This is a genomic window from Actinacidiphila guanduensis (assembly GCF_900103985.1).
GTDB classification, from domain to species: Bacteria; Actinomycetota; Actinomycetes; order Streptomycetales; family Streptomycetaceae; genus Actinacidiphila; species Actinacidiphila guanduensis.
The window spans coordinates 123,215-135,900 of the sequence record NZ_FNIE01000009.1 but is presented as its reverse complement, the minus strand read 5'-3'; the positions used below and the strand labels follow the sequence as shown (position 1 = coordinate 135,900).

13 protein-coding genes and 1 tRNA gene are annotated in these 12,686 nt (G+C 71.8%); 3 read left to right on the top strand and 11 right to left on the bottom strand.

The genetic code is table 11. The features are described from left to right. Window positions 1–15 precede the first annotated feature (15 nt). Entirely contained in the window at window positions 16–933 is a 918-nt protein-coding gene (locus tag BLR33_RS20605) for an alpha/beta hydrolase (protein ID WP_093786033.1), read from the top strand. A 164-nt stretch (window positions 934–1,097) separates the two neighbouring features. Here the strand turns inward: BLR33_RS20605 and BLR33_RS20600 are convergent, their stop codons facing one another. Then, a complete protein-coding gene (locus BLR33_RS20600) occupies window positions 1,098–1,469 on the bottom strand; it encodes an MmyB family transcriptional regulator (RefSeq protein WP_143031723.1) in 372 nt (123 codons plus the stop codon). Between the two features lie 181 nt (window positions 1,470–1,650). Between BLR33_RS20600 and BLR33_RS20595 the strand changes: the two genes are divergently transcribed. Next, window positions 1,651–2,316, top strand: a complete 666-nt coding sequence (locus tag BLR33_RS20595) for a DUF6000 family protein (protein WP_093786031.1) — start codon at window positions 1,651–1,653, stop codon at window positions 2,314–2,316. A 174-nt stretch (window positions 2,317–2,490) separates the two neighbouring features. Here the strand turns inward: BLR33_RS20595 and BLR33_RS20590 are convergent. After that, a tRNA-Tyr gene (locus BLR33_RS20590) sits at window positions 2,491–2,572 on the bottom strand. Window positions 2,573–3,173: 601 nt separating this feature from the next. Here BLR33_RS20590 and BLR33_RS20585 point away from each other — a divergent pair. Then, a complete protein-coding gene (locus BLR33_RS20585; RefSeq protein ID WP_093786030.1) occupies window positions 3,174–3,662 on the top strand; it encodes a YajQ family cyclic di-GMP-binding protein in 489 nt (162 codons plus the stop codon). A 93-nt stretch (window positions 3,663–3,755) separates the two neighbouring features. Here the strand turns inward: BLR33_RS20585 and BLR33_RS20580 are convergent, their stop codons facing one another. The 9 genes from BLR33_RS20580 to BLR33_RS20540 form a co-directional block, all read right to left on the bottom strand. Further along, window positions 3,756–4,313: a peroxiredoxin gene (locus tag BLR33_RS20580; protein ID WP_093786029.1), complete on the bottom strand. Its 558-nt coding sequence runs from the start codon at window positions 4,311–4,313 to the stop codon at window positions 3,756–3,758. Window positions 4,314–4,570: 257 nt separating this feature from the next. After that, window positions 4,571–4,963 (bottom strand): YccF domain-containing protein, encoded by a 393-nt coding sequence (locus BLR33_RS20575; protein WP_093786028.1) that lies wholly within the window; start codon window positions 4,961–4,963, stop codon window positions 4,571–4,573. A 1-nt stretch (window position 4,964) separates the two neighbouring features. Then, window positions 4,965–5,819, bottom strand: coding sequence for a zinc metalloprotease HtpX (gene htpX, locus BLR33_RS20570; RefSeq protein ID WP_093786027.1), 855 nt, complete (start codon window positions 5,817–5,819; stop codon window positions 4,965–4,967). A 122-nt stretch (window positions 5,820–5,941) separates the two neighbouring features. Further along, window positions 5,942–7,627: an NADH-quinone oxidoreductase subunit N gene (locus BLR33_RS20565; RefSeq protein ID WP_093786026.1), complete on the bottom strand. Its 1,686-nt coding sequence runs from the start codon at window positions 7,625–7,627 to the stop codon at window positions 5,942–5,944. Continuing rightward, a complete protein-coding gene (locus BLR33_RS20560) occupies window positions 7,627–9,192 on the bottom strand; it encodes a complex I subunit 4 family protein (RefSeq protein ID WP_176930370.1) in 1,566 nt (521 codons plus the stop codon). The genes BLR33_RS20565 and BLR33_RS20560 overlap by 1 nt, the downstream gene beginning before the upstream one ends. Window positions 9,193–9,213: 21 nt before the next feature. Further along, entirely contained in the window at window positions 9,214–11,205 is a 1,992-nt protein-coding gene (locus BLR33_RS20555; RefSeq protein WP_093786024.1) for an NADH-quinone oxidoreductase subunit 5 family protein, read from the bottom strand. Further along, window positions 11,202–11,582, bottom strand: a complete 381-nt coding sequence (nuoK, locus tag BLR33_RS20550; protein ID WP_093786023.1) for an NADH-quinone oxidoreductase subunit NuoK — start codon at window positions 11,580–11,582, stop codon at window positions 11,202–11,204. The genes BLR33_RS20555 and nuoK overlap by 4 nt, the downstream gene beginning before the upstream one ends. After that, the gene (locus BLR33_RS20545; RefSeq protein ID WP_093786022.1) at window positions 11,582–12,145 is read right to left on the bottom strand and encodes an NADH-quinone oxidoreductase subunit J family protein; all 564 of its coding nucleotides are present in this window, start codon (window positions 12,143–12,145) and stop codon (window positions 11,582–11,584) included. The genes nuoK and BLR33_RS20545 overlap by 1 nt, the downstream gene beginning before the upstream one ends. Further along, window positions 12,142–12,684, bottom strand: a complete 543-nt coding sequence (locus BLR33_RS20540; protein ID WP_093786021.1) for a NuoI/complex I 23 kDa subunit family protein — start codon at window positions 12,682–12,684, stop codon at window positions 12,142–12,144. The genes BLR33_RS20545 and BLR33_RS20540 overlap by 4 nt, the downstream gene beginning before the upstream one ends. Window positions 12,685–12,686: the final 2 nt, after the last annotated feature.

The following is a 12,686-nucleotide window of genomic DNA, read 5'->3' as shown; positions in this document are numbered from 1 at the left end:
AGCGGAAGGAAAGTGATGTCCACTATCCAGCGTGCCCGCCTCGACGCGCAGTTGCGTGACGCCGGTGCCGTTGTCGGTGCCGATTCGGAGCCATCCGTCGACGAGATCCGCGAGAGCTTCGCGAAGCTGATGAGTTCGATGCCGGTGCCGGAGGGCGTCCGCGTGGACGAGACCGTACTGGGCGGACGCCCCGCGCTGCGCGTCAGCCCGGACACCACCGCCGGCCCTGCCGCCCCCGCAATCCTGCTCTACCTGCACGGCGGATCGCATGTGGTCGGCTCGCCCCGCACGGCGCTCGGCCTCACCGCGGGCCTGGTGATCAGGACCGGCCTGCCCAGCATCTCCCTGGACTACCGGCTGGCGCCGGAGCACCCGTTCCCGGCCGACGTCCAGGATGTGGTCGCCGCCTACCGGGACCTCCTCGACCAGGGGTACGCGCCCGAGTCCGTCGCCTTCGCCGGGGACTCGGCCGGTGGCGGACTGACGATCAGCGGCGCACTCGCCGCGCGCGACGCCGGGCTCCCCGCGCCGGCGGCGATCGTCGCGTTCTCGCCGGGCCTGGACGCGACGCGGACCGGCCGGAGCATGACGACCAAAGCGGACGCGGATCCCCTGCTCGACCGGGCGGCACTCGACCGCCTGAGCAGCCTCTATGTCGTGGGCCAGGACCGCCGCGACCCCCTGCTCAGCCCGGCGGTGACCGCCGACCTCACCGGCCTGCCGCCCCTACTGGTGCAGGTGAGCACGAACGAGATGCTCCTGGACGACGCCCGCCGGCTCGCCCAGCGCGCCGCCGACGCGGAGGTCGACGTCATCCTCGACATCACCGCGCAGGTGCCGCACGTGTTCCAGTCCTTCACCCACGTACTCGACGAGGCCGGCGAGGCCCTCGACCGGGCCGCACTCTTCCTGCGCCAGCACGTCCGCACCTGACCGGCGGGATGATGCCGCCCCTTGGGGGCATGTGTTGCCGCCGCGAGCGCGGCGCGCGCGGACATTGCCGGACGGAGTCCCGTCCACGTCTCGTCCACAGAGGCCGGCAGGGGGCGGGGCAGAGCGGCACGTGGCGGGACAGGGCGACCGGCCCCACGAGGGCCTCAACGACTGCGGCGCCGGGTCGCGGCCATCGTGGCGAGCAGGGCCAGGGACTGCTCGTCCGGAGAGCCGGGCCGCGCGTGGAGGACGGTGAGCACCTGGCCGTCCTCCAGCGGCATCGCGTGGAAGCGGAGGCGGATCCCGCCCAGCTCCGGGTGCCGGAAGCTCTTCGCGCCCGCCGTGGTGGTGCGGACGTCGTGGCGGGCCCACAGCTCCCGGAACTCCTGGCTGTACAGCGAGAGTTCGCCGATGAGCTCGGTCAGCTCGGGGGTGTCCCGCCCGACTCCGATCCGGGCCCGGAAGTTGGCGACCGCGTCCGCCGCCGCCGCGTTCCAGTCCACATGCGTCTCCCGTGTCCCGGGGTCCAGGAACATGTTCTGTCCGGGGAGATTGTGGACAGAACGCCCAGGGTCAGGGGCGGTCTCGACTCCAACCGGCCCCATCGTGAATCGCTGTGGACCGCTGGCGATAGGCCTCTCGGAGTGGGTACCGAAGGCAACAAGGCCATGCGAGTCTGCGCCTGTGTGGAGAATCGTCAGACGTCACGGCCACTTCGTGTCGGACATCGTACTGGAGCTGTTCACCAGGGATCCGCAGGAAAGACGCGAGCTGCGGATCACACGCAAGTACGTGAAGCCTGGGGGGCGCTACGGATACGTGTTCACCGGCCTGGCGCTTGCCCTCCCCCGATCGCGGCAACGGATGTTCTTGTGGCGTCTGCGCCGCGACGCACGCCGGATCGCCCCGGAGGACTTGGAAGATCTTCTGGATCTCGGCTGGCGCGAGAGACAGACCGCGTTCTGGCTCATCGCGGCAGGCCGCCGCTCCGACGTTCGCAGCCGGCTGGCACAGCTTCCAGGCGGTCCACTCGCCATGACCGGGTACGGACTCGCGTTGGCGCGCCTCGGCACGGATCGGGACGCCATGCTGCTGGAGGTCTATCTGCGAACGCCTCCCAACGCGGACAGGGACGACGGCCACGACCGGGCCGAAGCACTCGCCGCTCTACTTCACCTGGACGAACAGCTGGGGACTAGCCGGGGCCAGGCGTTCCTCGATGCCGCCGAAGCCAACAGCGACGTGCTGGCCGAGTCGGGTCACGCCTTGGAGCAGGAGCTCATCCTTATGGAGGGCGGCGTCCCCGATCTCCGGGACCGCTTCATCCGCGAAGGCGTCTACGCCCCCGGCTGGCGCGGGTGGCGGCACCCTCGGTCCGTGTGAAAAGCCTGCCCCAACAGAGCAGGACCGCCCCACGTATGTCCTACACGCGCTGGTCAGTAGGTAATTCGAGGCGAGACAGGGGGGACCTAAGCCGCTTTTCGACCATCCGAACACCTGAAACGACTGAGGGGCCTGTGCCCAGCATTTCTGCTGAGCACAGGCCCCTCAAGGGTGTGGCGGCACGTGGATTCGAACCACGGTAGGCTAAGCCGACGGATTTACAGTCCGCTCCCATTGGCCACTCGGGCATACCGCCATGGGATGTCGTCACGGGCGGTCCGCGGTGGGGCCGGGGTCGTGGCGACGGGGTAAACGATACCCGATCCGCGGGGGTGGTTCGCCACCGGATTGATCAGGGGTTCGAAGCGCGTCGGGGGCACATGCCGGGCCATACGCGGCCCACCGTCACACGAGCCGCGCGCATGCTCCCTTCGCACGAGCTGCGCACGAACCGCGCACCCCTGTGCCAGGGGCTCCGCCCCCGCGCGGACGGTCGCGGGGCCGCACCCCGGACACCATGTGGTACCCGGTGGTACCCGGCCGCACGGGTCGTGGGCAGGGCGAGGCCCTGTCGTGTGGATCTCCGTGGGTGAAGGAGCGGTGTCCGGTGCGTGCAGGTGCAAGGCGGAGGAGGGAGGCGACGCGGAGGGGGCACCTCCCGGCCGAAGGCCAGGGGGCGTCGTCGACCGACGACAACGCAGCAGATGCGCGGGCCGGACACCGGGACGCCGCGGAGATCCACACGACAGGGCCTAGGGTGGGGCGGTGGCGGGCCCGGGTGGGGTCGGCCGGGACCGAATGCGGCCGGGGTGGAGAACGCCGGGCGCGCACGTACACAGTCAAGGAGCCAACTGAAGATGGCCGACTCCAGTTTCGACATCGTCTCGAAGGTCGAGCGGCAGGAGGTCGACAACGCCCTCAACCAGGCCGCCAAGGAGATCTCGCAGCGCTACGACTTCAAGAACGTCGGTGCCTCGATCGCGTGGTCGGGCGAGAAGATCCTCATGGAGGCGAACTCCGAGGAGCGGGTGAAGGCGATCCTCGACGTCTTCGAGACCAAGCTCGTCAAGCGCGGCATCTCGCTGAAGGCGCTGGACGCCGGCGAGCCCCAGCTCTCGGGGAAGGAGTACAAGATCTTCGCCTCCATCGAGGAGGGCATCTCGCAGGAGAACGCCAAGAAGGTCGCGAAGATCATCCGTGACGAGGGCCCCAAGGGCGTCAAGGCCCAGGTCCAGGGCGACGAACTGCGCGTCAGCTCCAAGAGCCGCGACGACCTGCAGGCCGTCCAGGCCCTCCTGAAGGGCAAGGACCTGGACTTCGCGATCCAGTTCGTCAACTACCGCTGAGCCGGCGTCCGGTGCGCTCGGGCACGTACGGGGGCGGTGCGGGGTCGTGGATGCGGCCCCGCGGCACCGCTCCCGTGCGCGCGGCCCGCGGGACTACTCGGCCGGGGTCGGCGCGGTCCCAGAGGCCGTCCCAGGCGCAGTTTCGGGAGCAATTTCGGGCGCAGTTCCAGGCGCCGTCCCAGGCGCGGTCCCAGGCTCGTTCTGGAGCTGCTTGACCACCGCCAGGGCCTCGTCCACGTGCGGGCCGATGTTCATCAGGGACGAGAAGGTGTGGCGGATGACGCCCTCGCGGTCGATGACGAAGGTGATCCGGCCCGGGACGACGCCCAGAGTGGTCGCACGGTACTGCTTGCGGACCGCGCGGCCGCGGTCGGAGAGCAGCGTGAACGGCAGCTCGTGCCGCCCGGCGAACTTCTCGTGCGACTCCACCGAGTCCGAGCTGATCCCGATCACCTCCGCCCCTGCGTCGGTGAAGCTCTCGTAGCTGTCCCGGAAGCTGCACGCCTCGGCCGTGCAGCCCGAGGTGTTGTCCTTGGGGTAGAAGTAGAGGACCACGACCTTCTCGCCGAGCCGGTCGCTGAGCGTCACAGGCGCTCCCGACTGGTCGGGCAGGGTGAAGTCCGGTGCCTTGTCGCCGACGGTCAGACTCATCACGTCTCCTTGAGGATGGCTCCGCAGGGAGCGTACGGCCCCGGACCGCGGTGCGTTCAGACGCGGCCTTTCCGGATCAGCCGGGAGTCAGCGCAGGATCAGCCCCGAAAGAGCGAAGGGGCCAGCTCCGGATCGGCAGAGGATCAGCGCGGGGTCAGCCCCGGACCAGCCAACGGCCGTCCCCCAGAGCAGCCAACGATCGGCACCGGACGAGCCAAGGGCCACCCCCCGCGGACCAACCCCGGCGCGCACCCGCCTCAGCGGTACCCGAACGGCTCGTCCGTCGGCACGATCTCCTTGCCCAGCGGCATCAGCGACAGCGGGATCAGCTTGAAGTTCGCGATGCCGAACGGGATGCCGATGATCGTCAGGCACAGCAGCACGCCCGTGACGATGTGGCCCAGGGCAAGCCACCAGCCGGCCAGCAGCAGCCACAGCACGTTCCCGACCAGGGAGCCCGCGCCGGCGTCCGGCCGGTCGACCGCGTGGTAGCCGAAGGGCCACAGCGCGTAGACGCCGATCCGGAAGGCGGCGACGCCGAACGGGATGCCGATGATGGTGATGCACAGAACGAGACCGGCCACCAGGTAGCCCAGGCACAACCACAGACCGCACAGCACCAGCCAGATGAGGTTGAGGATCGTCTTCACGCTATCGACCTGCCATCTCTTCCAGGCGCTTGATGCGCTCGGCCATGGGGGGGTGGGTCGAGAAGAGCTTGGACGCGTCGCCCGGGCGGAACGGGCTGGCGATCATCAGGTGGCTGGTGGTCTCCAGCCGCGGTTCGGGGGCGAGCGGGCGCTGCTTCGTCCCGGCGTCGAGCTTGTGGAGGGCGGAGGCGAGCGCCAGCGGGTCACCGGTGAGGCGGGCCCCGGAGGCGTCGGCCTCGTACTCGCGCGAGCGGGAGATCGCCAGCTGGATCACCGAGGCGGCCAGCGGGCCGAGCAGCGAGAGCAACAGGATGCCCACGATGCCGGGGCCCTCGTCGTCGTCGGAGCGGCCGATGGGGATCAGCCAGGCGAAGTTCGCCAGGAAGACGATGACGGAGGCGAGCGCGCCCGCCACCGAGGAGATCAGGATGTCCCGGTTGTAGACGTGGCTGAGCTCGTGCCCGAGGACGCCGCGCAGCTCGCGCTCGTCCAGAATGCGCAAGATGCCCTCTGTGCAGCATACCGCCGCGTTGCGCGGGTTGCGCCCGGTGGCAAAGGCGTTGGGCGCCTCGGTGGGCGATATGTACAGCCGCGGCATCGGCTGCCGGGCCGACGTGGACAGCTCGCGCACGATCCGGTAGATCGCGGGCGCCTCGAACTCGCTCACGGGGCGGGCCCGCATCGCGCGCAGGGCGAGCTTGTCGCTGTTCCAGTAGGCGTACGCATTCGTGCCCAGGGCGATGACGAGCGCCACGATGAGCCCGGTCCGGCCGAAGAAGCTGCCGATGGCCAGGATGAGTGCGGACAGGCCGCCGAGAAGTACGGCGGTCTTCAACCCGTTGTGCCGGCGGTGCACGGTGCGCCCTCCAAGGTATGCGTCGGGGGGACCTCCCCCATCAGGAAAACCTCCTGCCCTGCTCAACGCGACTCAGGCGCCGTTAGTTCCCTTGTGCGCACGCTGCGCGACCGGCCCGCGCGTCACAGCAGCACCCCTTGCGCGTACCGCAGCACGATCTGCGGCGCGCCGGAGAGCACGAGGCCGCCGACCGCGGCCAGCGCGATCGCGGCGGTTAGCCCGAAGGGAGTACGGACCGCAACCGCGGCGCCGTCGGCCGCAAGGGACGCGGGCTCCGCCAAGGCGCCGACCTGAGCACCAGAGGTGCCGGCCTGAGCACCCAGGGCACCGGACCGAGCACCCGAGGCGTCGGCCTGAGCACCAGGGCGAGCACCGGGGAGGGCATCCGCCCGAGCACCAGGGACAGCACCCTCGGCCGCCCCCTCCGGCCGCCCGAACAGCAGCGCCGTCCACCGCAGGTAGTACACGAGCGCGATCACGACGTTGACGGCCATGATCACCGCCAGCCAGCCGTGCTGGGCGTCCACCGCGGTGGAGAAGACGGCCACCTTGGCGAACAGCCCGATCACGCCCGGCGGGAGCCCGGCCAGGCAGAGCAGGAAGAAGGCGAGGGCGAGGGCGGCGGCCGGCCGCCTGGCGTACAGGCCGCGGTAGTCGGTCAGCCGCCCTTGCGGCGCGGTGCGCGACACCAGGGCGGCGACCGCGAAGGCGCCCAGGTTCACCACGGCGTACATGAGCGCGTAGGCGACGGTGGTGCCGACGTGCCGCCCGGGCGCCCGGTGCGCGGACTCCGCCGCCAAGGGCACCAGCAGGTATCCGGCCTGCCCGATGGACGACCAGGCGAGCAGCCGTACGGCGCCGCGCTCGGCGTCCGGGCGCTGCCGCAGGGCGCCGACGTTGCCGACGCTCATGGTGAGCGCGGCCAGCACGCCCATCGCCGGGCCCCAGGTGGAGGCGTAGGGGTGGAAGGCCAGGGCGGTGAGCAGGATCAGCCCGGAGAAGCCGGCCGCCTTGCCGACGACCGACAGATAGGCGGCGACGGGAAGGGGGGCGCCTGCATAGGTGTCGGGCACCCAGAAGTGGAAGGGCGCGACCGCCAGCTTGAAGGCGAAGCCCACCAGGGTGAGGGCCGCGCCGGCCTTGGCGAGGGTGTGCAGCTGCCCGGGCTCGCTGCCGAGGTGGGCGGCCACGGTGTCCATGTGCAGTGACCCGGTGGCGGCGTAGACGAAGCTGATGCCGAGCAGCGAGACGGCGGTGGCCGTCACCGAGGTGAGGAAGAACTTCAGGGCCGCCTCGCTGGACATCCGGTCGCCCCTGCGCAGGCCCACCAGCGCGAAGGACGGCAGCGTGGTGACCTCCAGGGCGACGATCAGGGTGATCAGGTCTCGGGAGGCGGGCAGCAGGGCGGCGCCGCAGGCCGAGGAGAGCAGCAGGAACCAGAACTCGCCGGCCGGCAGCTCCTCCACGGCGTGCGCGGACAGCAGCGCGGTGAGCAGCGCCCCGCCGAGGACCAGGACCTGGAGCACCAGGGTGAAGCGGTCGGCGGTGTAGGAGCAGCCGGCGGCGTGGGCGAGGCAGAAGGTCGCGTGCCGGCCGGCCCGCAGCGGGATCAGGGACAGCAGCGCGAGGGCGAGGCCCGCGACGGTGATCCAGGTGAGGACCTGTTTGCGGCGCGGCGGCAGGAACAGGTCGGCGACCAGCACCACCACGGCGAGCGCGGCGGGGATCACCGCGGGCGCGAGCGCGGTCCAGTCGACGGACTGGGTGAGCTGGGGCGCTGCGAGCGCGACGGCGCCGGGGCCGGTCATCAGCTGCCTCCGAACAGGGAGCGTACGGCCGGGTCGGTGAGGCCGAGGAGGGCGGCGGGCCAGAGCCCGGCGAGCACGGTGAGGGCGGCCAGCGGCGTCCAGGCGGCGAACTCGTAGCCGCGGATGTCGGCGAGGGCGGGCTGGGCGGTGGCGGTGTCGCGGTCGCCCATGCAGACCCTGCGGACCACCGTGAGCAGATAGGCGGCGGTGAGCAGGGTGCCGAAGGCGGCGACGGCGGTGAAGGTGACGTAGGCGGGGCGGCTCAGGCCCGCGCCGGGCTCGAAGGCGCCGAACATGGCGAGCATCTCGCCCCAGAAGCCGGCCAGGCCGGGCAGGCCGAGGGAGGCGACGGCGCCCAGGGCGACGAGGCCGCCCAGCCGTGGCGCGCGGCCGTAGAGCGCGGCTCCGGTGCGGCCGGCGAGGTGGTCGAGGTCGCTGGAGCCGTAGCGGTCCTTCAGGGCGCCGACGAGGAAGAAGAGCAGGCCGGTGATGAGGCCGTGGGCGATGTTGGCGAACAGGGCGCCGTTGACGCCGGTGCGGGTCAGGGAGGCGATGCCGAGGAGCACGAAGCCCATGTGGCCGACCGAGGAGTAGGCGATGAGCCGTTTGAGGTCGCCACCGTTGCCGCGCAGGGCCAGCGAGAGGCAGGCGAGCGAGCCGTAGACGATGCCGACGACGGCGAAGGCGGCCAGGTAGGGGGCGAAGGTGTGCATGCCGCCGGGGGCCATCGGCAGCGCGATGCGGACCAGCCCGTAGGTGCCCATCTTCAGCAGGACGCCGGCGAGCAGCACCGAGCCGACGGTGGGGGCGGCGGTGTGCGCGTCGGGCAGCCAGCTGTGCAGGGGCCACATCGGGGCCTTCACGGCGAGGCCCAGGCCGATCGCGAGGACCGCGGTGACCTGCACGGTGTGACTGAGGTGTGACCCGTTGTCAGTGGCGAGTGCCACCATGTCGAATGTGCCCGCTTTGATCCCGATCAGGAGCAGGCCGAGCAGCATGACCACGGAGCCGAGGAGGGTGTAGACGATGAAGCGCAGTGCGGACCGCTCGCGGTTCCCCCCGCCCCAGCGGGCGATGAGGAAGTACATCGGGATGAGCACGGTCTCGAAGGCCAGGAAGAACAGCATCAGGTCGAGCACCGCGAAGGTGGCGAGCGTGCCGGCCTCCAGCAGCAGGAGCAGCGCGACGAAGCCCTTGGGGCTCGGCGCCGGGCCGTCCTGCGGCACGGGCGGGTGGAAGTAGGAGTAGAGCGCGCACAGGAAGGTGAGCAGCGCGGTGAGCACGAGCAGGGGCAGCGAGATGCCGTCGACGCCGAGGTGCAGGTGGATCCGCAGCGCCGGGATCCAGTCCAGGTCGGTGGTGGCCTGCATACGGGCCGGGTGGCCGCGGTCGAAGCCCGCCGCGAGCACCACGGTCAGGACGAGGACGGCGCCGGTGACGGTCACGCCGTGCCGCAGCACGGCCTGCTCGGGGCTGCGGCCGCGCAGGCCCGGGGGCGGCGGCAGCAGGGCGCCGAGCGCGCCGAGCAGCGGCAGCACGAGGGCCGCCGCGAGGAGGTACTGCAGTGCGGTGTCGTTCACGGGGTGTCAGCCTCCGACGGCGACGAGGACGGCGAGGACGACCGCACCGGCCAGCAGCGCGCCGAGGTAGGTCTGGACGTTTCCGGTCTGCGCCTTGCGGACGGCCGCGCCCAGCAGGTTGGGCGCGCCGGCGGCCCCCTTCACCCAGGTCTCGACGACCTCCCGGTCCAGGAAGCGGACCAGGGAGGTGGCGGCGAGCACCGGGCGGACGAAGAGGGCCCCGTAGGCGGCGTCGAGGCGGAAGCCGTGGGCGGCGGCGCCGTGCAGCGGGCCGAGCAGGAGGCGGCCGGGGTCGCCCGGGTCGTCGGCGGCGGCGATGTCGCCGTAGACCTCCTTGTGGGTGGCGATGGCCTCGGCTTCCACCAGGGCGGGCTCCACGTCGGCGTCGGCGTTCTCCACCACGGCGCCCAGCGGCACCGCGGCGCGGGTTGTGCCGACCGCGCGCCAGGCGCTGTAGGCGGCCAGGGCACCGACGAGGGCGAGGGCGGTGCCGAGGACGCCGGTGGTGAGGGTGGGGCCGAGCGGGGCGCCGCCGAACCAGTCGGGCAGCCGCCGGTAGGCGAGCCCGCCGAAGGCGACGGTCGGGATGGCCAGCACCCACAGCACCGCGGTCATCGGCACCGGCTGCTTGCCGTGGTCGGGCGCCTCGGGTCCGCTGCCGAGGAAAGTCAGCAGGAACAGCCGCGACGCGTAGGCGCCGGTGAGGACGGCGGTGGCCAGGCCGGCGACGAGGACGGTCCAGCCGACCGCGGCCGGCACGTGCGCGGTGTCGCCCTGGGCGGCGTGCTCGGCCGCGCGCAGCACCGACTCCTTGGAGAAGAAGCCGGAGAGCGGCGGCACCGCGGCCAGGGCGGCCAGGGCCAGGCCCATCGTCCAGGCGGCGTCGGGCACCCGCTTGGCGAGGTTGCCCATGCGGGACATGGCGGTCAGCGAGTTGGTGCCCGCGGCGTGGATGACGACGCCCGCGGCGAGGAAGAGCAGCGCCTTGAAGGCGCCGTGGGACAGGAGGTGGAAGACGGCGGCGTCGCGGTTGCCGACGGCCAGCGCGCCGGCCATGTAGCCGAGCTGGCCGATGGTGGAGTAGGCCAGCACGCGCTTGATGTCGTCCTGGGCGAGGGCGGCCAGGCCCGAGCCGATCATCGTGACGGCGGCCATGGCGGCGAGCACGGCCAGTGCGGCGGCCGAGGCGGTGAACACCGGCAGCAGCCGCGCCACCAGATAGATGCCGGCGGCGACCATGGTGGCGGCGTGGATCAGCGCGGAGACCGGGGTGGGGCCGGCCATCGCGTCCGGCAGCCAGGTGTGCAGCGGGAACTGCGCGGACTTGCCGGCGACCCCGGCCAGCAGCAGCAGCGCGATCACGGTGGGGTGGTGCAGGCCGCCGGCGGAGGCGGTGGACAGGATGCCGGTGATCCGGAAGGTGCCGGCGTCGGCGGCGAGGGCGAACACGCCGATCAGGAACGGCACGTCGCCGAGCTTGGTGACCAGGAACGCCTTGATCGAGGCGGCCCGCGCGGCTTCGGTCTCCCAGTAGTGCCCGACCAGGAAGTACGAGCAGATGCCCATGACCTCCCAGCCGACCAGCAGCACCATCAGGTCGCCGGTGTAGACGACCAGCAGCATCGCTGCGGTGAACAGCGAGACGACCGCCGCGTAGGAGGGGTAGCGCGGGTCGTCGCGCAGGTAGGACAGCGAGTAGACCTGCACGCAGGTGGCGACCAGGCCCACCAGCAGCGCGATCAGCACGGCGAAGCCGTCCAGGTGCAGCGCGATGTCGATCGGCACCGAGCCGGTGGGGGTGAGCCGGTGGGCGGCGTCGGTGGCGGGGCCGGTGCCCTGGCGGGCGGCCACGATCGCGGCGAGCACGAAGGAGGTCGCGGTGGGCAGGACGGCCAGCGGCCGTACGAAGCCCGGTGCGCGCCGGCCCAGCAGCAGTCCGGCGGCCGCGCCCAGGAAGGGCAGTGCGGGAACGAGCGCGGCAAGGGCGGTCAGGGTCACGCGGTGGCCTCGGCCTTCTCGTCGCCTGCCGCGGTGCCGCCCGGTGCGCGCTGCTCGGGCAGCGGGCGGCCGGGGTCGGCGAGGTCGGTGAGGCGGTCGACGTCCGAGCTGCCGCGGTTGCGGTACACGAGCAGCACGATCGCGAGTCCGAGCCCGATCTCCGCGGCGGCGATGGTGATGGTGAACAGGGTCAGTGCCTGGCCGGTGTGCAGGCCGTCGCCGAGCCAGCGGTCGAAGGCGACGAGGTTGATGTTGACGGCGTTGAGCATCAGCTCCACCGACATCAGCACCAGGATCGCGTTGCGCCGGGCGAGCACGCCGTACAGGCCGATGCTGAAGAGCAGGACGGCCAGGACGGCGGGGTAGATCAGGTGCATCAGCGGTCCCTGCCTTCCGGCCGGCGCCGGGAGAGGACGATGGCGCCGACCAGGGCGGCGAGCAGCAGGACGGAGAGCGCCTCGAAGGGCAGCACCCAGAACCGGAACAGGCTGCTGCCGGTGACCGCGGTGGCACCGGGGCCGTTTGCGGGGTGGACGTCGATCCAGGTGCTGCGGAAGGCGTCGGCGACCACCCACACCAGCGTGCCGGCGGCGGCGAGCGCGACGCCCAGGGCCACCCAGCGGTTCTCGGAGTCGGCGTCGGGCGAGCGGCCGATGGGCGCCTTGGTGAGCATCAGGCCGAACAGCAGCAGCACCACGACCGACCCGACGTAGATCAGCACCTGCACCCAGGCGATGAACTCGGCGGTCAGCAGCAGGTACTCCACGGCGATGCCGCCGAGGGCGACCACCAGCCACAGGGCGGCGTGGACGAGTTGGCGGGTGGTGACGGTGACCAGGGCGGCGCCCAGGACCACCAGGCCGACCAGGACGAAGGTGATCTCCACGCCGGTGGGCGAGAGGAACCCGCTGCCGGCGGCGTTGTGGTGGACGACGTTCACGCCCCGTCCTCCCCCGGCGGCTCGGCGGCGGCCTTCTCGGCGGCCTTGTGGGCGGCGGCGACTTCCTTGGGCTCCTCGGCGGCCGGGTCGAGCGCGGGCGGCGCGGGCACGGTCCACATCCACTCGCGCAGCTTGTCGCGCTCGTGGGTGAGGTCGAGGATGTCGGTCTCGGCGTACTCGAACTCCGGCGACCAGAACAGCGCGTCGAAGGGGCACACCTCGATGCAGATGCCGCAGTACATGCACAGCGAGAAGTCGATCGCGAAGCGGTCCAGCACATTGCGGCTGCGCTCGCGCCCGCCGGGGGTGGCGGCGGGGACGGTCTCCTTGTGGGAGTCGATGTAGATGCACCAGTCGGGGCACTCACGGGCGCAGAGCATGCACACCGTGCAGTTCTCCTCGAACAGCGCGATCACCCCGCGGCTGCGCGGGGGCAGTTCGGGCAGCACGTCGGGGTAGCGGTCGGTGACGGACTTCTTCGTCATCGTGCGCAGTGTGACGGCCAGGCCCTTGGCCAGGCCGGCTCCGGGGACGGGCATGG

Excerpts from the sequence above, each read along its gene's own strand:
- BLR33_RS20605 (WP_093786033.1), top strand. The coding sequence starts at position 16 with ATGTCCACTATCCAGCGTGCCCGCCTCGACGCGCAGTTGCGTGACGCC.
- BLR33_RS20600 (WP_143031723.1), bottom strand. The coding sequence starts at position 1,469 with ATGTTCCTGGACCCCGGGACACGGGAGACGCATGTGGACTGGAACGCG.
- BLR33_RS20585 (WP_093786030.1), top strand. The coding sequence starts at position 3,174 with ATGGCCGACTCCAGTTTCGACATCGTCTCGAAGGTCGAGCGGCAGGAG.
- BLR33_RS20580 (WP_093786029.1), bottom strand. The coding sequence starts at position 4,313 with ATGAGTCTGACCGTCGGCGACAAGGCACCGGACTTCACCCTGCCCGAC.
- BLR33_RS20565 (WP_093786026.1), bottom strand. The coding sequence starts at position 7,627 with ATGACCGGCCCCGGCGCCGTCGCGCTCGCAGCGCCCCAGCTCACCCAG.
- nuoK (WP_093786023.1), bottom strand. The coding sequence starts at position 11,582 with ATGCACCTGATCTACCCCGCCGTCCTGGCCGTCCTGCTCTTCAGCATC.
- BLR33_RS20540 (WP_093786021.1), bottom strand. The coding sequence starts at position 12,684 with ATGCCCGTCCCCGGAGCCGGCCTGGCCAAGGGCCTGGCCGTCACACTG.